24 protein-coding genes are annotated in these 23391 nt (G+C 65.4%); 20 read left to right on the top strand and 4 right to left on the bottom strand.

The window, feature by feature from the left end; genetic code table 11:
* Positions 1-59: 59 nt before the first annotated feature.
* Positions 60-611, bottom strand: coding sequence for a hypothetical protein (locus AC51BJ_RS06650; protein ID WP_430432988.1), 552 nt, complete (start codon positions 609-611; stop codon positions 60-62).
* Positions 612-668: 57 nt separating this feature from the next.
* Complete coding sequence (gene hisC, locus AC51BJ_RS06645) at positions 669-1736, bottom strand: histidinol-phosphate transaminase (protein WP_496279707.1); 1068 nt, start codon at positions 1734-1736, stop codon at positions 669-671.
* A gap of 147 nt (positions 1737-1883) precedes the next feature.
* Here hisC and hisB point away from each other — a divergent pair, with 147 nt between their 5' ends.
* The 10 genes from hisB to tatC all read left to right on the top strand — a co-directional run bounded on the left by hisB (position 1884) and on the right by tatC (position 7412).
* Positions 1884-2471: an imidazoleglycerol-phosphate dehydratase HisB gene (hisB, locus tag AC51BJ_RS06640; RefSeq protein ID WP_020163575.1), complete on the top strand. Its 588-nt coding sequence runs from the start codon at positions 1884-1886 to the stop codon at positions 2469-2471.
* Between the two features lie 48 nt (positions 2472-2519).
* Positions 2520-3155 (top strand): imidazole glycerol phosphate synthase subunit HisH, encoded by a 636-nt coding sequence (hisH, locus tag AC51BJ_RS06635; protein WP_496279706.1) that lies wholly within the window; start codon positions 2520-2522, stop codon positions 3153-3155.
* A 70-nt stretch (positions 3156-3225) separates the two neighbouring features.
* Complete coding sequence (hisA, locus tag AC51BJ_RS06630) at positions 3226-3972, top strand: 1-(5-phosphoribosyl)-5-[(5-phosphoribosylamino)methylideneamino]imidazole-4-carboxamide isomerase (RefSeq protein ID WP_304003977.1); 747 nt, start codon at positions 3226-3228, stop codon at positions 3970-3972.
* 30 nt (positions 3973-4002) lie between these two features.
* On the top strand, positions 4003-4773 hold the full coding sequence (gene hisF, locus AC51BJ_RS06625; RefSeq protein WP_304003979.1) for an imidazole glycerol phosphate synthase subunit HisF: 771 nt from the start codon (positions 4003-4005) through the stop codon (positions 4771-4773).
* The gene (gene hisI, locus AC51BJ_RS06620) at positions 4773-5162 is read left to right on the top strand and encodes a phosphoribosyl-AMP cyclohydrolase (RefSeq protein WP_496279705.1); all 390 of its coding nucleotides are present in this window, start codon (positions 4773-4775) and stop codon (positions 5160-5162) included. The genes hisF and hisI overlap by 1 nt, the downstream gene beginning before the upstream one ends.
* Positions 5159-5485, top strand: a complete 327-nt coding sequence (locus AC51BJ_RS06615; RefSeq protein ID WP_019919453.1) for a phosphoribosyl-ATP diphosphatase — start codon at positions 5159-5161, stop codon at positions 5483-5485. The genes hisI and AC51BJ_RS06615 overlap by 4 nt, the downstream gene beginning before the upstream one ends.
* A gap of 63 nt (positions 5486-5548) precedes the next feature.
* Positions 5549-5908 (top strand): histidine triad nucleotide-binding protein, encoded by a 360-nt coding sequence (locus AC51BJ_RS06610; RefSeq protein ID WP_019919452.1) that lies wholly within the window; start codon positions 5549-5551, stop codon positions 5906-5908.
* A gap of 4 nt (positions 5909-5912) precedes the next feature.
* The gene (gene tatA / locus AC51BJ_RS06605; protein WP_019919451.1) at positions 5913-6134 is read left to right on the top strand and encodes a Sec-independent protein translocase subunit TatA; all 222 of its coding nucleotides are present in this window, start codon (positions 5913-5915) and stop codon (positions 6132-6134) included.
* 73 nt (positions 6135-6207) lie between these two features.
* Positions 6208-6666 (top strand): Sec-independent protein translocase protein TatB, encoded by a 459-nt coding sequence (tatB, locus tag AC51BJ_RS06600; RefSeq protein WP_496279704.1) that lies wholly within the window; start codon positions 6208-6210, stop codon positions 6664-6666.
* Positions 6663-7412, top strand: coding sequence for a twin-arginine translocase subunit TatC (gene tatC / locus AC51BJ_RS06595; RefSeq protein ID WP_019919449.1), 750 nt, complete (start codon positions 6663-6665; stop codon positions 7410-7412). Before tatB ends, tatC begins: the two co-directional genes overlap by 4 nt.
* A gap of 15 nt (positions 7413-7427) precedes the next feature.
* Here tatC and AC51BJ_RS06590 read toward each other — a convergent pair whose 3' ends face one another.
* Complete coding sequence (locus AC51BJ_RS06590; protein WP_496279703.1) at positions 7428-8630, bottom strand: Do family serine endopeptidase; 1203 nt, start codon at positions 8628-8630, stop codon at positions 7428-7430.
* 26 nt (positions 8631-8656) lie between these two features.
* Between AC51BJ_RS06590 and AC51BJ_RS06585 the strand changes: the two genes are divergently transcribed.
* Positions 8657-9403 carry a Nif3-like dinuclear metal center hexameric protein gene (locus AC51BJ_RS06585; RefSeq protein WP_496279702.1) on the top strand — a complete coding sequence of 249 codons (747 nt, stop codon included), beginning with the start codon at positions 8657-8659 and terminating at the stop codon, positions 9401-9403.
* Between the two features lie 24 nt (positions 9404-9427).
* On the opposite strand, the gene AC51BJ_RS06580 is transcribed toward AC51BJ_RS06585, so the two are convergent.
* Positions 9428-11665, bottom strand: a complete 2238-nt coding sequence (locus AC51BJ_RS06580) for a type IV pilus assembly protein FimV (RefSeq protein WP_496279701.1) — start codon at positions 11663-11665, stop codon at positions 9428-9430.
* Between the two features lie 170 nt (positions 11666-11835).
* Here AC51BJ_RS06580 and AC51BJ_RS06575 point away from each other — a divergent pair, with 170 nt between their 5' ends.
* The 9 genes from AC51BJ_RS06575 to AC51BJ_RS06535 all read left to right on the top strand — a co-directional run bounded on the left by AC51BJ_RS06575 (position 11836) and on the right by AC51BJ_RS06535 (position 23385).
* Positions 11836-12537, top strand: coding sequence for a fumarylacetoacetate hydrolase family protein (locus AC51BJ_RS06575; RefSeq protein WP_496279700.1), 702 nt, complete (start codon positions 11836-11838; stop codon positions 12535-12537).
* Positions 12538-12717: 180 nt separating this feature from the next.
* On the top strand, positions 12718-13884 hold the full coding sequence (sucC, locus tag AC51BJ_RS06570; protein WP_019919445.1) for an ADP-forming succinate--CoA ligase subunit beta: 1167 nt from the start codon (positions 12718-12720) through the stop codon (positions 13882-13884).
* Positions 13885-13898: 14 nt separating this feature from the next.
* Positions 13899-14792, top strand: coding sequence for a succinate--CoA ligase subunit alpha (gene sucD, locus AC51BJ_RS06565; RefSeq protein ID WP_019919444.1), 894 nt, complete (start codon positions 13899-13901; stop codon positions 14790-14792).
* Between the two features lie 125 nt (positions 14793-14917).
* A complete protein-coding gene (locus tag AC51BJ_RS06560) occupies positions 14918-15658 on the top strand; it encodes a TerC family protein (RefSeq protein ID WP_430432999.1) in 741 nt (246 codons plus the stop codon).
* Between the two features lie 13 nt (positions 15659-15671).
* The gene (locus AC51BJ_RS06555) at positions 15672-16625 is read left to right on the top strand and encodes an ornithine cyclodeaminase family protein (protein WP_496279699.1); all 954 of its coding nucleotides are present in this window, start codon (positions 15672-15674) and stop codon (positions 16623-16625) included.
* 222 nt (positions 16626-16847) lie between these two features.
* Entirely contained in the window at positions 16848-19433 is a 2586-nt protein-coding gene (locus AC51BJ_RS06550; protein ID WP_496279698.1) for a CHASE2 domain-containing serine/threonine-protein kinase, read from the top strand.
* Between the two features lie 31 nt (positions 19434-19464).
* Positions 19465-20238, top strand: coding sequence for a Stp1/IreP family PP2C-type Ser/Thr phosphatase (locus tag AC51BJ_RS06545; RefSeq protein WP_304004228.1), 774 nt, complete (start codon positions 19465-19467; stop codon positions 20236-20238).
* 11 nt (positions 20239-20249) lie between these two features.
* A complete protein-coding gene (locus AC51BJ_RS06540; protein WP_430433002.1) occupies positions 20250-21044 on the top strand; it encodes an FHA domain-containing protein in 795 nt (264 codons plus the stop codon).
* Between the two features lie 103 nt (positions 21045-21147).
* Positions 21148-23385, top strand: a complete 2238-nt coding sequence (locus tag AC51BJ_RS06535) for a CHASE2 domain-containing protein (RefSeq protein WP_496279697.1) — start codon at positions 21148-21150, stop codon at positions 23383-23385.
* The last annotated feature ends 6 nt before the right edge of the window (positions 23386-23391 follow it).

Below are 23391 nucleotides of genomic sequence, written 5' to 3'. Positions count from 1 at the left end.
TGTGTGCGCCCACCCGGCGTCAATCTATGACATCGGGCTGAAATATGCAAAAAGAATATTCAGCGCAGCGTCAGGCCGGTCCACCCCTGCTTGCGCAGGCACTCGTACAGTCCGCGGGTGACGGTGCCGGCCGTGGTGTCCGGCGCGTGGGCCTCGCCCAGCGTGGACAGGCATTGCGTCTGGTCGGCGATCAGTTCGTTCGCACCAGCGCCCATCTTCGACCACATCGCGATGCGCAGGCGGGCTAGCGGGTCTTTCGGAGCGACGGGGGCCGGCGCGGCGGTGGTGCGTGTCGCCGCAGCGGGCCGGGCTGGCTCGGTGCCCGGCGTGGCCGCTTCGGCCGCGGCCGCCGGCTGCGCTTCAGCGACTGCTTCGCTGTCCTCGACCGACACCAGCGTGATCTGCGACAGCTCCTCAGTCGAGCGCGTCCACCACCCTTTCGTCTCCATGCACTGGATGAAGGCGGTCCGCTCCGTGGTGGTGCCCATGCAGGCGCGTTCGTCGCGGCGGTAGTCGGCGCCACCGGCACCCTGCTTGAAGGACACGCTGGTGCAGCCGGCGAGCACGCCGAGCGTCAATGCGGAGAGGAAGAGCGGGCGGGTGAGGCGCATGGCTGAACGGGTGAGGGACGATGACCTCTTCCGTTCAGCAAGAAGCGCTCCAGCACGTCAAATGATGTCCTGCAGGGCTTCGACCAGTGCGTCGCACTGCGCATTGGTGCCCACCGTGATACGCAGGAACTGGTCGATGCGCGGGGCCTTGAAGTGGCGCACCAGGATGCGCCGCTCACGCAGTTGCGCCGACAGCGCGGCCGCGTCGTGTTGCGGGTGACGTACGAACAGGAAGTTGGCGGCCGACGGCAGCACTTCGAAGCCGAGTGTGGTCAGCTCTTCGGCCAGCCGCTCGCGGCTGGCGATGACGCGGCGGCGGGTCTGGTCGAACCACTCGCGGTCCTGCACCGCTGCAGTGGCGCCGGCCAGCGCCAGGCGGTCGAGCGGGTAGGAATTGAAGCTGTCCTTCACCCGGGTCAGGCCTTCGATCAGCGCCGGCTGGCCGATCGCGAAGCCGACACGCAGGCCGGCCAGCGAACGCGATTTCGACAGGGTCTGCGTCACCAGCAGATTGGGGTGCTTGGCCACCAGGGCAACCGCCGACTCGCCGCCGAAGTCGATATAGGCCTCATCGATCACGATCGGGCTGTCCGGCAGCGCAGTGGCGAGGCGCTCGATGTCGGACAGCGGCAGCAGACGGCCGGTCGGTGCATTGGGATTCGGAAAGATGACCGCGCCGGGACGGGCTTCGATGTAGTCGTCGACACGGATCGCGAACCGGGCGTCCAGCGGCACGCACTGGTAGTCGATGCCGTACAGCCTGCAATAGACCGGATAGAAGCTGTAGGTGATGTCCGGGAACAGCAGCGGCCGGTCGTGCTTGAGCAGGCCGATGAAGGTGTGCGCCAGCACCTCGTCCGAGCTGTTGCCGACGAACACCTGGTCGGCGCCCACGCCGAAGTGCGCGGCGATCGCCTCGCGCAGCGCCAAGCCGGTCGGTTCCGGGTAGAGCTTGAGCCGGTCGCCGTCCACGTCCAGTTCGGCCAGCATGGCCGCGACGGCCCGCGGGCTGGGCGGATAGGGGTTCTCGTTGGTATTGAGCTTGATCAGCCCGTCGATCTTCGGTTGTTCGCCCGGCGTGTAGGGCGACAGGGTGTGGACGACGGGGCTCCAGAACTGGCTCATGATGGTGCAGGCGACGATGTGACTGTTGTTGGGCGGGACGTATTGCGGTGCGCGCAGGCCGGCATGGCCCGTTGCAAGTCGATGTTATCATCCAGCCATCCCTGTTCCGGCGCACAGCCGGGACGAATCACCGAAGCGACCATCTTCATGCGGCAAGCCGAAATCACGCGCAACACCCTGGAAACCCAGATCACGGTGCGCATCAATCTCGACGGAACCGGTCAGGGCAAGCTGGACACCGGCGTGCCCTTCTTCGATCACATGCTGGACCAGATCGTTCGCCACGGCCTGATCGACCTCGAAATCATCGCCAAGGGTGACCTGCACATCGACGCCCACCACACGGTGGAAGATGTCGGCATCACGCTGGGCCAGGCCTTCGCGAAGGCGGTTGGCGACAAGAAGGGCCTGCGTCGCTACGGCCACGCCTACGTTCCGCTGGACGAGGCGCTGTCGCGTGTCGTGGTTGACCTGTCCGGCCGCCCGGGGCTGGAGTACAACATCGACTTCACCCGCGCCCGCATCGGCGATTTCGACGTTGACCTGACGCGCGAGTTCTTCCAGGGCTTCGTCAATCACGCGCTGGTGACGCTGCACATCGACAATCTGCGCGGCATCAACGCGCATCACCAGTGCGAAACCGTATTCAAGGCCTTTGCCCGCGCGCTGCGTGCCGCCAGCGAGCGCGACGAACGTGCGGCCGGTCAGATGCCGTCGACCAAGGGTTCGCTCTGAGCCCGTCCTGACGCCAGCGTTTCACCCTCTTCCGATTCAGCCGCACTCATGACTCGCGTTGCCATCATCGATTACGGCATGGGCAATCTGCGTTCGGTCGCCAAGGCGATTGAGCACGTCGCCCCCGAAGCCGAGGTCATCGTCAGCAGCGACGCACGCGTCGTCGCGGGCGCCGACCGCGTCGTTTTTCCGGGTCAGGGCGCCATGCCGGACTGCATGCGCGAACTCGACGCGCGCGATCTGCGCGGCGCCGTGCTCGACGCCGCTGCGAACAAGCCCTTCCTGGGCATCTGCATCGGTCTGCAGATGCTGTTCCAGCACAGTCAGGAAGGCGACGTGCCAGGCCTCGGCGTGCTCGCCGGCGACGTGAAGCGTTTCGTCGATCCGCGCGATCCGGTGTCCGGGGCCCGGCTGAAGGTGCCGCACATGGGCTGGAATGGCGTGAGACAGACGCGCGCACATCCGATGTGGGACGGCATCGCCGACGACGAACGCTTCTATTTCGTGCACAGCTACTTCGTGCAACCGGTCGACGCGGCGCTGACCGCGGGCGAAACCTCCTACGGTGCAGCCTTTACCAGTGCGATAGCGCGCGATAATATTTTTGCGGTGCAATTTCACCCGGAAAAAAGCGCGCACGCCGGATTGCGCCTGCTGGCCAACTTCATCGGCTGGATGCCCTGATACCTGGTGCCCGACGATGCCGTCGGGGACTTCTCCCTTCCACTCTCCCAGACACGACACGACTCGCGCCATGCTGCTCATTCCCGCCATCGACCTCAAGGACGGCCACTGCGTACGCCTGAAGCAAGGTGATATGGACGTGGTGACCGTATTTTCGGAAGACCCGGCTGCCATGGCCCGCCATTGGCTCGATGCCGGTGCGCGCCGCCTGCATCTGGTGGACCTCAACGGCGCAGTCGCCGGCAAGCCGAAGAACGAATCGGCGATCAAGGCCATCGTCAAGGAACTGGGCGACGAAATCCCGATCCAGCTCGGCGGCGGCATCCGCGATCTCGACACCATCGAGCGCTACCTCGACGACGGCATCAGCTACGTCATCATCGGCACCGCGGCGGTCAAGAGTCCGGGCTTCGTACACGATGCCTGTGGCGCCTTCCCCGGCCACATCATCGTCGGCCTCGACGCCAAGGATGGCAAGGTGGCGGTGGACGGCTGGTCCAAGATGACCGGCCATGACGTGATCGATTTGGCGAAGAAATTCGAGGATCAGGGCGTCGAGGCGATTGTCTATACCGACATCGGTCGCGACGGCATGCTCAGCGGCGTGAACATCGACGCCACGGTGAAGCTGGCGCAGGCGTTGCGCATTCCGGTCATCGCGTCGGGCGGCATCACCAATCTGGACGACATCCGCGGCCTCTGTGCGGTCGAGGACGAAGGCGTGATCGGCGCCATTACCGGTCGAGCCATTTACGAAGGCACGCTGGATTTTGCGGCGGCCCAGGCCGAAGCCGACCGTCTCAACGGCGAAAGCTGAACCTCACATCGCGCACGGCGCGGAAACGACATGCTAGCCAAGCGCATCATTCCCTGTCTGGACGTCAACGCCGGCCGCGTGGTCAAGGGCGTCAATTTCGTGTCGCTGAAGGACGCCGGTGATCCGGTCGAGATCGCCCGTCGCTACGATGAGCAGGGCGCCGACGAGCTGACCTTCCTCGACATCACCGCCAGTTCCGACGCGCGCGACATCATCCTGCACGTGGTCGAGCAGGTGGCCGAGCAGGTGTTCATCCCGCTGACCGTCGGTGGCGGCGTGCGGGCGGTCGAGGACGTGCGTCGCCTGCTCAACGCCGGCGCCGACAAGGTAAGCATGAACACTGCCGCGATCAAGGATCCGGACCTGGTGGCGCGCGCATCGGGCAAGGTCGGTTCGCAGTGCATCGTCGTCGCCATCGACGCCAAGCGCGTCGACGATCGCGATGGCCGTCCACGCTGGGAAGTGTTCACGCACGGCGGGCGCAACCCGACCGGGCTTGACGCGGTCGAGTGGGCGCAGAAGGTCGAGTCGCTGGGTGCCGGTGAAATCCTGCTCACCAGCATGGATCGCGACGGCACCAAGAACGGCTTCGACCTCGCGCTGACCCGCGCCGTATCGGACGCGGTGCGCATTCCGGTCATCGCCTCGGGCGGCGTCGGCAACCTCGACCATCTGGTCGACGGCGTGGTCGAAGGCGGTGCCGACGCGGTGCTGGCGGCCAGCATTTTCCACTTCGGCCAGCACACGGTACGCGAGGCCAAGGAACGGATGCGCGAGCGCGGCATCGAGGTGCGCCTGTGATGACCGCACCGGCCTGGATCGACGTCATCGACTGGGACGACAAAGGTCTGCTGCCGGTCATCGTGCAGGAAGCGTCGACCGGCGACGTGCTCATGTTCGCCTGGATGAACCGTGACGCGCTGGTCCGCACGGCGGAACTGCGCGAGGCGGTGTTCTGGTCGCGCTCGCGCGGAAAGCTGTGGCACAAGGGTGAGGAATCCGGTCACACGCAGAAGGTGCTCGACATCCGCCTCGACTGCGACCGCGACGTGCTGCTGCTGAAGGTCGAACAGACCGGCGGCATCGCCTGCCACACCGGCCGCCACAGCTGCTTCTTCCACTCGCTGACCGATGGGCACTGGGACGAGGTCGACCCGGTCATCAAGAACCCGGACGAGATATACAAATGATCGACATCGAAGTGCTGCGCCGCGTTGCGCAGACCATCGCCGAGCGCAAGAGCGCCGAACCCGGTTCGTCCTACGTGTCCTCGCTGTTCCACAAGGGTACCGACGCGATCTGCAAGAAGGTGGCCGAAGAAGCGGCCGAAACCATCATGGCGTCCAAGGATGGCGACGTCGGCCACGTCGTGCGCGAGGTGACCGATCTGTGGTTCCACTCCATGGTGCTGCTGGCCCATCACGGCCTGACCGTGGACGACGTGCTGCATGAGTTCCGCCGCCGTGAGGGCATTTCGGGCATCGACGAAAAGCGCTCGCGCACGAACGGCTGATCATGCTCGCAATACGGTAATACACGTATTTGAAACTCCCGACCTCACGGACAGACTGACACCATGCACGACCCCAACTGCATCTTCTGCAAGATCATCGAAGGCAAGATTCCGTCGCGCAAGCTGTACGAGGACGACCTGATCTACGCCTTCCACGACATCAACCCGCAGGCGCCGGTGCATTTCCTGATCATCCCGAAGATGCACGTCGCTACGCTGTACGACGCCAACGGAGCGCACGAGGCCGTCCTCGGCCGCATGCTTTCGAAGGCGGGTGAACTGGCCCGTATGGCAGGTGCCGAGGACGGTTTCCGCACCATCATCAACTGCGGAAAGGTGGGTCGGCAGGAGGTGTATCATCTTCACATGCATGTTCTGGGCGGCGACCATCCCCTGCCGCCCATGATCGTTTCCGAGAGGTAATCCCATGGGTTCATTCAGCATCTGGCACTGGCTCGTCGTGCTCGTCATCGTGCTTCTGGTGTTCGGCACCAAGAAGCTGCGCAACATCGGCTCCGATCTCGGCGGCGCGGTCAAGGGCTTCAAGGAAGGCATGAAGGGCGCCGAAGGCAGCGCTCCGGCCGACCAGCCGACCCAGAGCGTCGGTCACACGATAGACGTGAAGGCGGAAGAGAAGGTCAAGTCCTGATCGCGGCGGCCACTGGCCGCTCCTTCATTCACCGGGCGGGCTGTCGGCCCGCCCGTCTCATTTCCACGTCCCCATGTTCGACATCGGTTTCTCCGAATTTTTCATCATCGGCATCGTGGCGCTGATCGTGCTCGGTCCCGAGCGCCTGCCGCGCGTTGCCCGTACGGCCGGCCATCTGCTGGGCCGGCTGCAGCGCTACGTCAGTGACGTGAAGGCGGATATTTCGAAGGAAATGCAGCTGGAGGAATTGCGCAAGCTGCAATCCCAGGTCGAACAGCAGGTGCGCGAAGTGGAGCGTCAGGCCAATGAGGCGACCGGTTCGGTCGCCAAGGAGGTCGACGGCCTGAGCGACCAGATGCGCGCCGCGATGGCCGAACAGGAAAAGTACGCGGCGATCGAGCAGGCCGAGACGGCGGCGCAGACGGCCGAGCCGGCGCCGGCAGCCGTTCCCGCGCCTGAGCCCGGTTCCGGCCAGCTCTCCCTCGATATTCCGCCGCCGGAAGCCAAACCGGTGTCGTCCGACAAGACATGAGCGAGCAGACCGAAAGTTTCATCTCCCATCTGGTCGAACTGCGTGACCGGCTGCTGCGTGCGGTGGCGGCCATCGTCATCGTGTTCATCTGCCTGATGCCCTGGGCCGGCGACATTTATGACCTGCTGGCGCGCCCGCTGATGATCGCGCTGCCGGAAGGCACGAAAATGATTGCCACCGGCGTCGTCACGCCCTTCTTCGTGCCGGTCAAGGTGACCATGATGGTGGCCTTCCTGATCGCCCTGCCGGTGGTGCTCTACCAGGCGTGGGCCTTCGTGGCGCCGGGCCTGTACGCGCACGAGAAGCGCCTCGGGCTGCCGCTGATCGTTGCCAGCACGCTGCTCTTCCTGGCGGGCATGGCCTTCTGCTACTTCTTCGTGTTCAAGACGGTGTTCCACTTCATTTCGGAGTTCGCGCCAAAGAGCATCACACCGGCGCCGGACATCGAGCAGTACCTCAGCTTCGTGTTGACCATGTTCACCGCCTTCGGCGTCACCTTCGAGGTGCCGGTGGTCGTGATCGTGCTGGTGCGCTTCGGCATCGTCAGCATCGAAAAGCTGCGGGAGGCGCGTCCTTACGTGATCGTCGGCGCTTTCGTTGTGGCCGCTGTCGTCACGCCGCCGGACGTGGTGTCGCAGCTGATGCTGGCCATTCCGCTGTGCGTGCTGTACGAACTCGGCATCGTGGTGGCGCGTTTCACCGGTCGATCGCCGGCCCGCGACGACGAGCGGGACGCGGCGGCCTGACCTTCCGCCTGATCCTTACTCGCGGTTCTTCGCGGCGACGCCGTTGATCGGCCGCTTGCCGACGTTGACGACGACGTCGCGCTCGCCGCCGCTGCGATAGACCTTCAGCGTTGCTTGCTGGCCGGGCACCAGTGCTGCGATCAGCTGCAGCATGCCGCTGGCGTCCTTCACCTTCTTGCCGTCGACCTCGAGCAGCACGTCACCCGGCCGCACACCGCCGCGGTCGGCCGGGCTGCCGCGCATGACGCCGGCGATCAGTGCGCCGCCACTCATCGGGTACTTGAAGCTTTCGGCAAGCTCCGGCGTCAGCTCCTGCACCTCGACGCCCACCCAGCCGCGCGTCACTGAGCCGCTGGCGACGATCTGTTCCATTACGCTGCGCGCGGTGCTGACCGGTATCGCGAAGCCGATGCCGAGCGAGCCGCCGCTGCGCGAGTAGATGGCGGTGTTGATGCCGACCAGATTGCCGTTGGCGTCGATCAGTGCGCCGCCGGAGTTGCCGGGGTTGATGGCGGCATCGGTCTGGATGAAGTTCTCGAAGGTGTTGATGCCGAGCTGGGAACGGCCGAGTGCGGACACGATACCCATGGTGACCGTCTGGCCGACGTCGAAAGGATTGCCGATCGCCAGCACCACGTCGCCGATGCGCAGCACGTCGTTGTCGCCGAAGCTCGCGGCCGGCAGCTTGGTCGGCGCCTTGACGCGCAGCACGGCGAGGTCGGATTCGGGGTCGCTGCCGATCAGCGTCGCCGGGTACTTGCCGCCGTCGTTCAGCGATACCTCGATTTCGTCGGCGGCCTCGACCACGTGGTTATTGGTCAGCACCACACCGTCCTCGCTGACGATGACGCCGGACCCCAGTCCCATCTGCCGTTGCGGTTGGCTGCCCAGGCGGTCGCCGAAGAAGTGACGGAACACCGGGTCGTTCATCAGCGGGTGCTGCGGTGTGCGCACGGCCTTGGTCGTGAAGATGTGCACCACCGAGGGCAGCGCCTTCTGCGCGGCATCGGCGTAGCTCACCACCTTCGCGGCTTCGATGCGCGTCGTGACCGGGGGCGGTTCGGGCAGCAGCGTGCTGATCGAGGGTGCCGTCGGCGTACCGTTCGGTAGCGTAGTCGAACGGCTCGGCAGCCATTCCGGTTTCAGCGTTGCGACGACGAAAAGCACGGCCAGGGCGGCAGTGACCGATTGAGCAAAGACCAGCCACAGACGCTGCATAATTCGGCAATCAGAACGGGGGAAGAATGGACAGGACGCAGCTGCAACGACATCTGGATGACCTGCTGGAAGCCGCGCGCTTCAAGGATTATTGCCCAAACGGCCTGCAAGTGGAAGGCGGGCCGGAGGTCGCCCGCGTCGTCTGTGGCGTCACCGCCAGCCTGGCGCTGATCGACGCCGCCATCGAGCGTGGCGCGCAGGCCATCCTGGTGCACCACGGCTGGTTCTGGCGCGGCGAGGACGGCCGTATCACCGGCATGCGGCGCGCACGCATCGCCCGCTTGCTGGCGCATGACATCAATCTGTTCGCTTACCACCTGCCTTTGGATGCGCACCCCGAACTGGGCAACAACGCCCAGCTCGGTCGCGTACTCGGCCTGACGCCGACCGCCGTCGCGGGCGACCAGGGGCTGCTGTGGATAGGCGAACCCGCCGTGCCTGCAAGCGCCGGTGAGCTGGCCGAACGTTTCGGCGCCGCGCTGGGCCGCACGCCACTGCTGGTGGGCGACGCCCAGCGCACGGTGCGGCGGGTCGCCTGGTGCACCGGCGGCGCGCAGGGCATGTTCGAACAGGCGATCGACGCCGGGGTCGACCTTTATCTGTCAGGCGAAATTTCGGAACAGACGACGCATACCGCACGCGAATCGGGCGTCCCCTACATCGCGGCCGGCCATCACGCGACCGAGCGCTACGGCGTGCAGGCGCTGGGCGAACACCTTGCGCAGGCCTGCGGACTCCAGGTGGCTTTCGTCGATATCGACAATCCCGCCTGACCTGAGACTCGGGCAGAACAGACCCTAGAGCAGGGCGAGGCGGGATGCGCTGGTATTGGTCACCGGCGGATTCGCGATCAGCCACTCCAGCATGCTCTTCAGCAGCAGGATGTCGTCGATCACGCCGAGCGGGAAACCGACGCGTGTACCGGCGCGATTGTCGCGCAGCAGTTCGGTCAGGTAATCCAGGCATTCCTGGTTCGGCCAGGTGGCATTGACGCGCGCCATGATGTGGGCGAACTGTTCGACCGATTCCGAGGTGATCGGGCCGCTGAAGTGCTCCCAGTCGGGCACCTTCACGTTGAATGCGCGATTCAGTTTGGGCGCCAGATCGTCGTATTCGCCGCGTCGGCCACCCTTGTGGTAGAGGTCGAGCAGCTTGAGCCATGGGATCAGCGACTCTTTCGGGTAGTCGCGCAGGAACTCGGACAGGGTCTGTGCGGCGCCTTCCGAGCGGCCGAAGGACACCATGATTTCGGCCAGTTCGAGCACGTGTTCGTGCGACGGCGGCGCTTCCTCGTTGGCCGGCGGCGCGCTCTGGTCAATGCTCAAGGTGCTGCTCGGCGGAATGCCGCTATTGCTGCTGACCAGGCGCGGTCCGCTGGCCGCCGGGGCTGCGCTCTCGCTGCTGCCCGTGCTGCTGGCCGAGCCGACGAAGGTGTCGAACTCGAGATCCAGGCGGGCGGGCTTGCGATTTTCCGCCGGTCCGTCGGGGGCCAGTTCGAAATCGACACTCGAACTGTCGACCGCCGGCAGCGGGTCGTGCCCGCTTTCCTGCGTCGTCGCGCCGGTGTCGCTGGTCCGTGCAGCGATCTGCACATCGTCCATGTGTTCGGCTGGCGCTTCGCCCGGGAAGTAACCGATCGACGAAACCACCGCCTGTGCCATCGCCGGCGTGGTTTGCTGGTCGACCGGCGTGTCATCGGCGCGAGCCGGGCGTGACCAGCTCGGTGCGGGAATGTCGGCGAAAACCGGCGGCGCGTCGGCACCGCCCTGCGCGTACTCGGTGTCCGCTGCGCGCTGATCGCGCCGGCGCGGCGGCGCGGTGTTGGCGAGGCTGGCTTCGATCTCGCGCTGACGGCGGGCACTGGCCTCGGCGACAGCCTGGGCGCGGCGGCGCCACAGCCAGCCACCACCAAGTACGGCGCCGGCGGCGAGCAGGCCCAGACCGGCGACCATCCAGTTCATGTCGGGCGCAAGAGGTTCCGCATCGGCGGGTGCGTCCGGTGGCAGCTTGGTGATCACCTTGACCGGCTCGTTGGTCAGGCCGGGCGGCGGGGGCGGCGGCGTCTCGGCTGCCTCCTCTTCGACGACGACAGGCTGTTCCACGACTGGGGCGGCGCTGTCGACCGGCGCCTCGGCCGTCACGGGCGGTGCGGAGGGCGTTTCGGTGAGCGGTGCCGCCGGCGCACGGGCGACGTCCAGCGCGCCGCTGCTGCGGTCGAGCTGTTTCTGCAGCGCTTCCAGCCGCGACTCCAGCTGTTTCACCTTGTCGGCGATCGCCAGATGGGTGGCGATCTGCTCGTCCAGAGCCGCGAGCAGTTTCTGTTCGGTACGCAGTGCTTCGCGCTGGGCTTCGCTGGCCTCCGGCCGCGCCGCCATGCCGCCCGACATCTTCAGACCGTTGCCTGCATCCAGACCGGGGGCGACGAAGAGGCGATCGCCGGCCGGCTGCGCCGCTTCGGTACGGCGCGGTTTGCGCGCTGCACGCGGCTTGGCCGGCGCCGGCTCGACCTCGCCACGCGCGGCGTCGCCCGCCGTCGCCGGCGCTGCGTCGGGGGCGGGCGCGGCGGCCGGACGGGCGCGTTCACGCGGTACGGAGGCTTCGGTCGGCGGACTGTCCGGTGAGGCCGCGGTGATCGGCTGCATCAGCACGGTGTACTCGCGGACCACTTCGTGGCCGCAGCCGATGCGGACGCCGACCATCAGGATGGGCTCGTTGACCGGCGTGCCGCTGCTGATGATAACGGTGCGCCCCTGCGTACGGATGCGTCCGGCGGTGAGCCAGGGAAGGTCGTCGGCGCCCGCCGAGGGTGGAATGTCGATCGAGAAACAGCTGCTTGCAGGCACGTCGTCGCCACTGCCCAGCAGCGCGACCTCGGCGCGGAACGGTTCGCCGATCGCCGACCGTGCCTTGATCGGCCCGAGCCCCAGCGCCAGTGCGTGCGGCGCGTGCAGACCGACGGCCAGCAGCGCGGCCGCGAGCAGCGTCGGGCGCAGCCGCGACCGGGTGCGTGTGAGCGCGGTGGTGGGCGTATGCAATTGAGGGGACTCCGTGCCGGAATGCAGGTGGCGATCCGTGATCATGTGTGTTTTTCGGCAAGCCGAGGGGAAACTTTACTTTAGTGGCGCGTGCTTTCGTGAGCCGCACCAGACAAGGCGATGCGGGAACAGGCAAAATTGTGTGTCGCGACAATTCCGCTGGAGCCCGCATGTTCCCAATGCTGTTCGAACTTTCCCCGCCGGCCTTGCCGATCCGCGATTCCGAGATGCGTTTCCCGGTGCGACGCATCTACTGTGTCGGTCGCAACTACGCCGACCACGCGCGCGAGATGGGGCACGACCCGACCCAGGAGCAGCCCTTCTTTTTCTCCAAACCGGCCGACGCGCTGGTCTGTGCGCCCGCCTCGATACCCTATCCATCGGCGACATCGGACCTGCAGCACGAGGTCGAACTGGTGGTCGCGTTGCATGCCGGCGGCCGTAATCTCGACGCGGCGCAGGCGCGCGCCGCCATATATGGATATGGCGTCGGCCTCGACCTGACGCGCCGCGACCTGCAGCGCGCGGCGCGTGACAAGGGGCAACCGTGGGACATGGGCAAGGGTTTCGACTTCAGCGCGCCGGTGTCCGAACTGGTGCCGGCCAGCGTCTGCGGGCATCCGCGCAGCGGGGCGATCGAACTGACGGGGAATGGGCAGGTGCGTCAGCGGGGCGATCTGTCCGACATGATTCTCGACGTCGAAACGCTGATCGAGCGCCTGTCCCGCCTGGTTGAACTGCGTGCCGGCGATCTGCTGTTCACCGGTACGCCGGCCGGCGTGTCGGCGCTTCGGCCTGGTGATCGTGTCTGCGCCGAGGTTGCCGGCGTCGGGGAGTTGCTCGTCGACATCGCTCCCTCGCTGGACTGCTGAATTGTTTCGCTGCAGTGCAGCGATGCTCTGTATAATTATGGATTACGTGATCCGGCCCGCACGCCGGAATGCGGGTGTCGACCGCCAACCGGCGTCGCGATGCGCAACAAGACTCGTGAGGGCTACAACCCGAAGCGGGCGTTTCACCATCCTGTGCAGACAACAAGGCGAGGAATACGCATGAAGATCCATGAGTATCAGGCGAAGGAGGTATTGCGCCGTTTCGGTGTGGTCACGCCGCGCGGAGTACCTGTTTTCGAGGTTGACCAGGCAGTGGCCGCAGCGGAATCGCTGGGCGGCAAGGTCTGGGTGGTCAAGGCGCAGATCCACGCCGGTGGCCGAGGCAAGGGCGGCGGCGTCAAGGTGGCGAAGTCGCTCGATGAAGTGCGCGAATTCGCGAAGCAGATCATGGGCATGCAGCTGGTCACGCACCAGACTGGCCCGGAAGGCCAGAAGGTCCGCCGCCTGCTGATCGAGGAAGGCGCCGACATCAAGAAGGAATACTACGTCGCCGCGCTGACCGATCGCGCGACGCAGAAGGTGGCGATGATGGCCTCGTCGGAAGGCGGCATGGACATCGAGGAAGTCGCCCACAACACCCCGGAAAAGATCATCAAGGTGTTCATCGACCCGCTGGTCGGCATGACCGACGCGCAGGGCAAGGAACTGGCCGACGGCATCGGCGTTCCCGCTGCGTCGCAGGCACAGGCGATCGACACCTTCAAGAAGCTATACACCTGCTACATGGAAACCGATGCCTCGCTGGCGGAAATCAATCCGCTGATTCTAGAAGGCAACGGCAACATCAAGGCGCTGGACGCCAAGTTCAATTTCGATTCGAACGCGCTCTACCGTCACGAAGACATCGTGGCCTTCCGTGACCTCGACGAAGAGGACGCGGCCGAGATCGAGGCCTCGAAGTTCGACCTCAGCTATGTGTCGCTGGACGGCAACATCGGCTGCCTGGTGAACGGTGCCGGTCTGGCCATGGCCACCATGGACGTGATCAAGCTGTACGGCGCCGAGCCGGCCAACTTCCTCGACGTGGGCGGCGGTGCCACCACCGAGAAGGTGACCGAGGCGTTCAAGATCATGCTGCGCAACCCGAACGTGCGCGGCATTCTGGTGAATATCTTCGGCGGCATCATGCGCTGCGACACCATCGCGACCGGCGTCGTTGCCGCGGCGCGCGAAGTGCACCTGACGGTGCCGCTGGTGGTGCGCATGAAGGGCACCAACGAAGAACTGGGCAAGCAGATCCTGGCGGACTCGGGTCTGCCCATCATTTCGGCCGACAGCATGGCGGATGCGGCACAGAAGATCGTTGCCGCCGTGGCCGGACACTGAGGGGAGAACCAGATATGTCGATTCTGATCAACAAGGACACCAAGGTCATCACCCAGGGCATCACCGGGAAGACGGGCCAGTTCCACACCCGCATGTGCCGCGACTACGCCAATGGCGCGAACTGTTTCGTCGCCGGCGTGAATCCGAAGAAGGCCGGCGAGGACTTCGAAGGCATCCCCATCCACGCCACCGTGGCTGAAGCGAAGGCCGCCACCGGCGCCACCGTGTCGGTCATCTACGTGCCGCCTCCGGGCGCGGCCGCGGCGATCTGGGAAGCGGTCGAAGCCGACCTCGACCTGGTCATCTGCATCACCGAAGGCATTCCGGTGCGCGACATGCTGATGGTGCGCAACAAGATGAAGGCCAAGGAAGCGGCCGGCGGCAAGAAGACGCTGCTGCTGGGCCCGAACTGCCCGGGCCTGATCACGCCGGACGAAATCAAGATCGGCATCATGCCGGGCCACATCCACAAGAAGGGCCGCATCGGCGTGGTCAGCCGCTCGGGCACGCTGACCTACGAAGCGGTCGGCCAGCTGAGCGAGATCGGTCTCGGCCAGTCGAGCGCGGTCGGCATCGGCGGCGACCCGATCAACGGACTCAAGCACATCGACGTGATGCGCATGTTCAACGACGATCCGGACACCGACGCGGTGATCATGATCGGCGAGATCGGCGGTCCGGACGAAGCCGAGGCGGCGCAGTGGTGCAAGGCCAACATGAAGAAGCCCATCGTGGGCTTCATCGCCGGCGTCACCGCACCTCCGGGCAAGCGCATGGGCCACGCCGGTGCGCTGATCTCGGGCGGTGCCGACACCGCCGACGCCAAGCTCGCCATCATGGAAGAGTGCGGCTTCACCGTGACGCGCAATCCGTCGGAAATGGGCAAGCTGCTCAAGGGTCTGCTCTGATCCTGAAGCACTGAGTTGTTGTTGCAGTGCACAGGGCCATCGCGCAAGCGGTGGCCCTTTTCATTTGTGCCCGTCATGAAGCTCTGTCGGTAGAATCCGCGCTTTCGCATTCCGGGCGCAACACGATGGATTTCTCTTCTCCCGAATTCTGGCTTGCCGTAGGCCAGATCATCATGATCGACATCCTGCTGGGCGGTGACAACGCGGTCGTGATCGCGCTGGCCTGTCGCAAGCTTCCGCCGGCGCAACGCAGGCTGGGCATCATGTGGGGCACGGCCGGTGCGGTGTTCCTGCGCGTGATCCTCATCATGTTCGCGCTGACCCTGCTCAAGGTGCCCTATCTCAAACTGGTCGGCGCCATCCTGCTGCTGTGGATCGGCATCAAGCTGCTGATGCCCGAGGATGAGGACGAGCACGCCAACATCAAGCCCAGCGACAAGCTCTGGGGCGCGGTGAAGACCGTCATCGTGGCCGATCTGGTGATGAGCGTGGACAACGTGATCGCGATTGCCGGCGCCGCCGAGGGCGCGGGCGGCGACCATCAGCTGCCGCTGGTCATCTTCGGCCTGCTGGTGTCCATCCCCATCATCGTCTGGGGCAGCCAGCTGGTGCTCGGTCTGATGACGCGCTATCCCTTCATCGTCACGCTGGGTGCCATGCTGCTGGGCTGGATTGCCGGCACGATGGCGGTGACCGATCCGGCGATTCTGCCCTACGTGCCGCTCGACGCGGCCAGCACCGTAGACAAGCCGGAGGCGTCGGCCCTGGTGCGCTACGGGGCCGGCATCGTCGGTGCGCTGCTGGTGCTGGCGGTCGGCAAGATAATCGCCTCGCGCCAGAAGCCGGTCGATTTCCCCATCCAGTGATCGCGCGCGAGCCGTGAGCCTCTACCTCACCGAGGACGACATCCGGCAGGTGCTGACCCTGCAGGACGCCCTCGTCGCGGTCGAGGATGCGCATCGCTGGCATGCCGCCGGCGAAGCCATCGACACGCCGCGCGCGCGCAGCCGCACGCCGACGTCGGCACTGCACATCCTGCACGGTGCCGTGCTGCCGCTCGGCGTGATGGGCTACAAGAGTTACACGACCAGCCGCGAGGGGGCGCGCTTCTGGGTGCACCTGTTCGACGTCGCCAACGGCCGGCCGCTCGCCGTGCTGGAGGCGGACTACCTCGGCATGATGCGCACCGGTGCAACCGGCGGCTTGGCTGCGCGCGTGCTGTCGCGCGAAGAAGCGCGCAGTGCGGTGGTGTTCGGGGCCGGCTGGCAGGCACGCAGCCAGATCGAGGCGCTGTGCGCGGTGCGCAACATCGAACGCATTCAGGTGGTGGCGCGCAAGCGCGACAAGCTCGAAGCCTTCTGCGCCGAGCAGTCGCAGCGGCTCGGACGCGACATCGTGCCGGCCGACGACATCGAATCGGCCGTGCGAGCGGCTGACGTGGTGGTCACCATCACCACCGCGACCGATCCGCTGTTTGACGGCCGCTGGCTCGGTGAAGGCGCGCACGTCACCGCGGCCGGATCGAATGCGCTGATCCGCCGCGAAATCGATGAAGCCACCATACGTCGCGCCGCCGTGATCGCGGTCGATGCGCGCGCTACGGCCTTGCGTGAATCCGGCGACCTGCTGCCGGCGCTGGAGAAAGGTCGCCTGAACGAGTACGGCATGACCGAACTGGGCGAACTGCTGATCGGCATGCGGCCGGGACGGCGCAGCGCCGCCGACATCACGCTGTTCGAATCCCAGGGCATGGCGATACAGGACCTGGTGCTTGCCGCGCGCGTGGTCGACAAAGCCCGTACGGCGGGTCTCGGACGCGATCTTCTCTACTGATTTCCACGCCTGATTTCCGCGGCGCAGTGGATTCGGCACGGCAAGCGTGAAATTCCACCGCGTCGCGCCAACCGTCGTTTGACTGTGTTGAGGCTGAACTGCAAGAATATGTGACAGGCGTCTGTTTTTCCGCGTGAGTTCGCCGACGCGAGAGCGGATGGCATACACAACAAGCCGACAGGCACCGTCACCCGTCTCCGGGGGCGCGACAACTTTGCGGGGGTGAGCGTGACCAAGGCCGCTATCTGGAAGACCGACTGGTTCCTTGGCGTCGTCATCAGCCTGCTTTTCCTGTTCTCCGCCCAGTCCGACCTGATCCAGAGTCTCGAGCGCAAGGCCTACGATGTCGGCGTCAGCGCAACCGAGCGTACGCCCAGTCCGCGCATCGCCATCATTGCGATCGACCAGCAGAGTATCGACAATATTGGCCGCTGGCCGTGGCCGCGCGACGTGCATGCGCGCATGATCGACAAGCTGGCGCAGGCGCAGTCCAAGGTGGTCGGCACCACCATCTTCTTTGCCGAACCGCAGATCGACCCCGGCCTGGCCTACATCAACAAGCTGCTGGCCATCGAAGCGCAGGTGCGCTCCGCTGCCGCGGTTCCGCCAACCGAGGGCGAGCAGCTGCCACCTGCCGCCGAATCGCTGGATGCCTTCTCGGCCGTGCTGCGTGAAGCGGAGGCGGCGCTGAATACGGACCGGCAACTTGCGGACAGCGTGGCCCGGGCCGGCAACGTGGCGTTGCCGATGCTCTTCCTCGACGGCGAGCCGCAGGGGCGGCCGGACAAACCGCTGCCCGAGTTCGTGCGCCTGATGGCGCTGAAGAATATCGAAGGCAGCGAACCGCTGCCGCCGCTGACGCTGGACGTGTCGGCCGGTGTGATCGAGCCGCTGGGCAAGGTGGCGGCCGCGGTCGGTCACCTGAATCCGTCGATCGATCGTGACGGTGGCCTGCGCCTGCAGCCGCTGGTGATGACGCACTTCGATCAGCTCTATCCGTCGCTGCCGCTGCTGATCGCCGCGAAGAGCCTGAACCTCGGCGTCGACGACATCCGCGTGAAGCTCGGCGAATCGGTCACGCTTGGACGCCTGAAGGTCGCGACCGACCCCGGCCTCGGCATGTACAGCTTCTATTACCAGGGCGAGGGCGGCAAGCCGCCTTTCCCGGTCGATTCCTTCTTCGACGTGATGAGCGGCAAGATTCCGCTCGACAAGTACCGCGACAGGATCGTGCTGATCGGCCAGACCGCGCCCGGCATCGGCAATTTCTACGCGACCCCGGTGTCGCCGGCCATGTCCTCGGTCGAAGTGATGGCGCACGGGCTGTCCAGCATCCTGCAGGAGCACTTCTTCGTGTCGCCGTCCTGGGCCTGGGCGGCCGAGTTCGGCGTGTTCCTGCTGATCGCCCTCTACCTGATCGTGCTGCTGCCGCGACTCAAGGCCGGGTTGGGCGCCGGCGTCACGGCGGCGCTCTTCGTTGCGCTGCTGGCCACCCACTTCGTGCTGATGACCGGTCAGCTGATGTGGCTGCAACTGATGTTGCCGGCGACGCTGCTGCTGGTCGGTCACCTGCTGCTGACGACCAAGCGCTTCCTGGTGACCGAGCGCGGCAAGGTGAAGTCGGACGAACAGTCGGCAGAATCCAACCGCATGCTGGCGCTGGCCTTCCAGGGGCAGGGCCAGCTCGACATGGCCTGGGACAAGTTCCGCCAGGTGCCGCTGTCCGACGCGGTCATGGAAAACCTGTACAACCTGGCCCTTGATTTCGAGCGCAAGCGTCAGTTCAACAAGGCGGAATCGGTGTTCCGCCACATGGCCGACTTCAATCCGAAGTTCAAGGACCTGGAAACACGGGTCAAGCGGGCCAAGGCGATGTCGGAAACCGTCATGCTGGGCGGCGGCGGCGGCGGGCGCACCAATACCAGCATCCTCGAGGACGGCACGGTCGAGAAACCGATGTTGGGCCGCTACCAGGTCGAGAAGGAGCTGGGCAAGGGCGCGATGGGCGTGGTGTACCTCGGTCGCGACCCCAAGATCAATCGTGTGGTCGCGATCAAGACCATGGCGCTGTCGCAGGAATTCGATGAGGAAGAACTGGCCGACGTGAAGGAGCGCTTCTTCCGTGAGGCCGAGACGGCCGGTCGTCTGAACCACCCGAACATCGTCACTATCTTCGACGCCGGCGAGGAGCATGACCTCGCTTACATCGCGATGGAGTTCCTGAAGGGACGCGACCTGGTGCCGCAGACCAAGCCGGGCCACCTGATGCCGCTGCCCAAGGTGATGGACATCGCCGCCCGGGTGGCCGACGCGCTCGCCTACGCGCACGGCAACAATGTCGTGCACCGCGACGTGAAGCCGGCCAACATCATGTACGAAGCCGAGTCGGACCAGGTCAAGGTGACTGATTTCGGCATCGCGCGCATCACCGACTCGTCGCGCACCAAGACCGGCATGGTGCTTGGCACGCCGTCCTACATGTCGCCCGAACAGCTGGCCGGCAAGAAGATCGATGGCCGTTCCGATCTTTTCTCGCTCGGCGTGATGCTGTTCCAGATGGTCTGCGGCAAGCTGCCTTTCGAAGGGGATTCGATGGCGCAGCTGATGTTCCGCATCGCCAACGAACAGCATCCCGACATCCGCGACCTGCGGCCGGACGTGCCGGACTGCCTGTCCGCCATCATCGACCGCGCGTTGGCCAAGGATGCGGACGCCCGTTACCAGTCGGGCAACGACATGGCGGCCGACCTGCGAACCTGCGCCGGCAATCTCACCCAATCCCTCTCACAGGTCGACTTCAGCATCTGACATGAATCAGGATCTCAGCCCTTCACTGCAGATGGTCAGCCGCTCCGACTCCGGCATGGTGCGGACGCACAACGAAGATGCCGTCGCTACCCACCCGGCAATCGGCGTGGCCGTGCTCGCCGACGGCATGGGCGGTTACAACGCCGGCGAAGTGGCGAGCGGCATGGCCACCGCGGTGATCAGCACCGAACTTCAGCAGGGCCTCGTCGAGGGCCGCAAATCGATATCCGAACTGCTGGAAGCGGTGATCGGCCACGCCAACGAGTCGATCTACCGCGCGGCCGAAAGTCAGCCACAGTACTCCGGCATGGGTACCACGCTGGTGATGGCGGTGTTCCGCGACAACCACATATCCGTTGCGCATATCGGCGATTCGCGCATGTACCGGCTTCGCGGCGACGTTTTCGAGTGCGTCACCCGCGATCATTCGCTGTTGCAGGAGCAAATCGACAGCGGCATGATTACGGAGGAAGACGCCAGACGCTCACAGAACAAGAACCTCGTGACACGGGCGCTGGGTGTCGATCCGGTGGTCGAACCGGAAATCCATACCTACGAGGTCGAGACCGGCGATGTCTACCTGTTCTGTTCAGACGGTCTGAACGACATGGTCGAGAACGAGGACATCGAACTGACGCTGAAGGCGCTTTCGGCCAATCTCGATCTGGCCGCCGAACAGCTGGTGCAGATGGCGAACGACAATGGCGGGCGCGACAACGTTTCGGTGATACTGGTCAAGGTACTGCAGCCTTTCCCGGTTGCCCGGCGCGGCTGGCTTGCGCGACTGCTCGCATGGTTGAAGTAAAGGACTGGAAAATGGCAAAACTCATACTCAGCATGGATGGTCTGGTCCTCAAGGAGCTGCCGCTCGCCAAGGAGCGCACGACCATCGGGCGCAAGCCGCACAACGACATCCAGATCGACAATCTCGCGATCAGCGGTGAGCACGCGGTCATCGTCACCATCCTCAACGATTCCTTTCTCGAGGATCTGAACAGCACCAACGGCACCTATGTAAATGGTCAGCCGATCAAGAAGCACTTCCTGCAGAACAACGACGTGGTGGAACTGGGCAAGTACCGCCTGAAGTACATCAACGACACGCCTGCCCAGGCGCCGGCGCCGGACTTCGAGAAGACCATGGTCCTGCGCCCCGACATGATGCGCAAGCCGCCGGCAGAGGCGCCGACCGCGCCGCCGGTGGTGCCGATGCGCTCGCAGACCGAGACGCAGGCCGGCTTCCGCGCCGGCGCGTCGGTGCCGGCGGGCACCTCGATGGGTGGTGGCATGCCGCCGCCCGCGCCGGTCGCACCGCCGCAGCCGGCGGCGCCCGCCGCGGCGCCGAACCAGATCGGCGCCATCCAGATCCTCAACGGCGCCAACGCCGGGCGCGAGCTGGAACTGACGAAGACGCTGACGACCCTCGGCAAGCCGGGCCTGCAGGTGGCGGTGATCACACGGCGGCCGCAGGGCTACTTCATCACCCATGTCGAGGGCGCCAACTTCCCGGTGGTCAATGGCAGCCAGCTCGACGCCCAGGCGCACCCGCTGAGCGATCACGACGTGATCGAGATTGCGGGCGTCAAGATGGAGTTCTTCATCAAGCGCTGAGCCGGCACGCCTCGCTCATGTTGCTCCGTCCCGCGCGCTGCGCTGACCGGTCGGCGACCTGCCGGCCGGCCTCTGATCGCTCGTCCCACGCCGGGGCTGGCCGGTGAATCAGCACGTTCTGAAGTACGGCATCGGCCTGCTGCTGATGCTCGTGCTGCTCGGGCACGCCGCCCGCTTCTACCAGATACCGGTGCTCGGCAATCTGGATCACATCGCCTACGACACCAAGCTGTCGCTGACCATGCCGCGCACGCGCGACGACAGGGTGGTCATTCTCGACATCGACGAGCGCTCGCTGGCCGAGGTCGGCCGCTGGCCCTGGGGGCGAGAGCGCCTGGCGACCTTGATGGACAAGCTGTTCGACCACTACGGCGTGATGCTGCTCGGTATCGACGTGGTGTTTGCCGAGCCCGATACCAGTTCAGGTCTGCCGATGCTCGAAGGCCTGGCCGCCGGACCGCTCGCCGACAACGAGAGCTTCCGCGCCGCGCTGGACGGACTGCGACCACAGCTCGATTACGACAAGCGCTTTGCCGCGTCGCTGCAGAACCGCCCGGTGCTGCTGGGCTACTACTTCAGCGATCGCGGCGAAGGGCTGAGCAGTGGCGCGCTGCCCGACCCGGTGCTGCCGGCCGGGACTTTCCGTGGCCGCAACATCGCGTTTGCCAGTTTCAACAGCTTCGGTGCCAACCTGCCACTATTCCAGGCGTCCGCACTCGGTGCAGGTCATTTCAATCCGCTGCCTGACTTCGACGGGCTCAACCGACGCGTGCCGATGCTGGTCGAATACAAGGGCGCCTACTACGAATCGCTGTCGCTGGCGGTGGTACGCACCCTGCTGGGCAGCCCGAAGCTGGTGCCGGGCTACGCCGAAGGGGGGCTGTTCGGGGTGAGTACCCGGGACTATGCCGGCCTGGAGTGGCTGGAACTGCAGTCGGCGCGTGGAACCTTGCGTCTGCCGGTGGACGAGAACGTCGCCGCGCTGATTCCCTACCGCGGTTCGCAGGGCAGTTTCGCCTACTACTCTCTCGCCGACGTGCTGGCCGGGCGCACGCCGGTCGATGCGCTGAAGGGGCGCGTCGCCCTGCTGGGCACGACCGCACCCGGTTTGCTCGACCTGCGGGCGACGCCCGTCGGCAGCTCCTATCCTGGTGTGGAGATCCACGCCAACCTGATCGCCGGCATGCTGGACGGCCATATCAAGCACCGGCCCCAGTACGTGACCGGATTCGATGTGGTCGTGCTGCTGCTGGTCGGCGGCCTGCTGTTGTGGGCGCTGCCGCGCATGTCGCCGATGAATGCCACGCTGCTGTCGGCGGGCATGCTGCTGCTTCTGCTGGGCATGAATTTCGCCTTCTGGCAGTTCGCCGACTTCGTGCTGCCGATCGCGGCCAGCCTGCTGCTGGTGGTCGGGCTGTACGCGCTCAACATGTCCTACGGCTACTTCTTCGAATCGCGCTCGAAGCGGCAGTTCGCACGCATGTTCGGCCAGTACGTGCCGCCCGAACTGGTCGAGGAAATGAGCCGCAACCCCGAGCACTACAGCATGGAAGGTCGCAACGCTGAACTGACCATACTGTTTTCCGACATCCGCGGCTTCACCAGCATTTCGGAAGGGCTGGAACCGAAACAATTGACGCAGCTCATGAACGAATACCTGGGTGCAATGACTTTCGTCATTCAGGATCAGCGCGGTACGCTCGACAAATATATCGGCGACGCGATCATGGCATTCTGGGGGGCGCCGGTGGACGATCCGGCGCACGCGATCCACGGGGTGACGGCCGCGTTGCAGATGCAGTCGAGACTGGCCGAACTGAACAGTCACCTGACCGCGCGCGGCTGGCCGGAGCTGAAGATAGGCATCGGTGTGAACACCGGCACGGTCACGGTCGGCGACATGGGGTCGCCGGTACGCAAGGCCTATACTGTGATGGGCGACGCGGTGAATCTGGCGTCACGCCTCGAAGGACTGACCAAACAGTATGGCGTGGGCATTCTTGTCGGCGATGAAACGCGGCGCGCCGTCAAGGGCGTCGTGTTCCGCGAGGTGGATCGCGTGCGGGTGAAAGGCAAGGACGAGCCGGTATCGATCTACGAGCCGCTGGCGATGGAAGTCGATTTCGATCGTGCGCGGCTGGAAGAGCTGAAGTTGTGGAATCAGGCGCTGCGCCAGTTCAGGAACCAGGAATGGGATCAGGCCGAACTGACCCTGTTCAACCTGCAGCGCATGGACCCGGGGTGCGTGCTGTACGGCTCCTACGCGGAGCAGATCGGACACTATCGCCGTTCGCCGCCTGGCAAGGGCTGGGACGGCGTGCGTACCTTTGATACGAAGTAGGCGGAC

The organism is Methyloversatilis sp. S146-33, from assembly GCF_059552495.1.
Note: the sequence above shows the minus strand (reverse complement) of the source record. Positions and strands in the feature narration are given on the sequence as shown.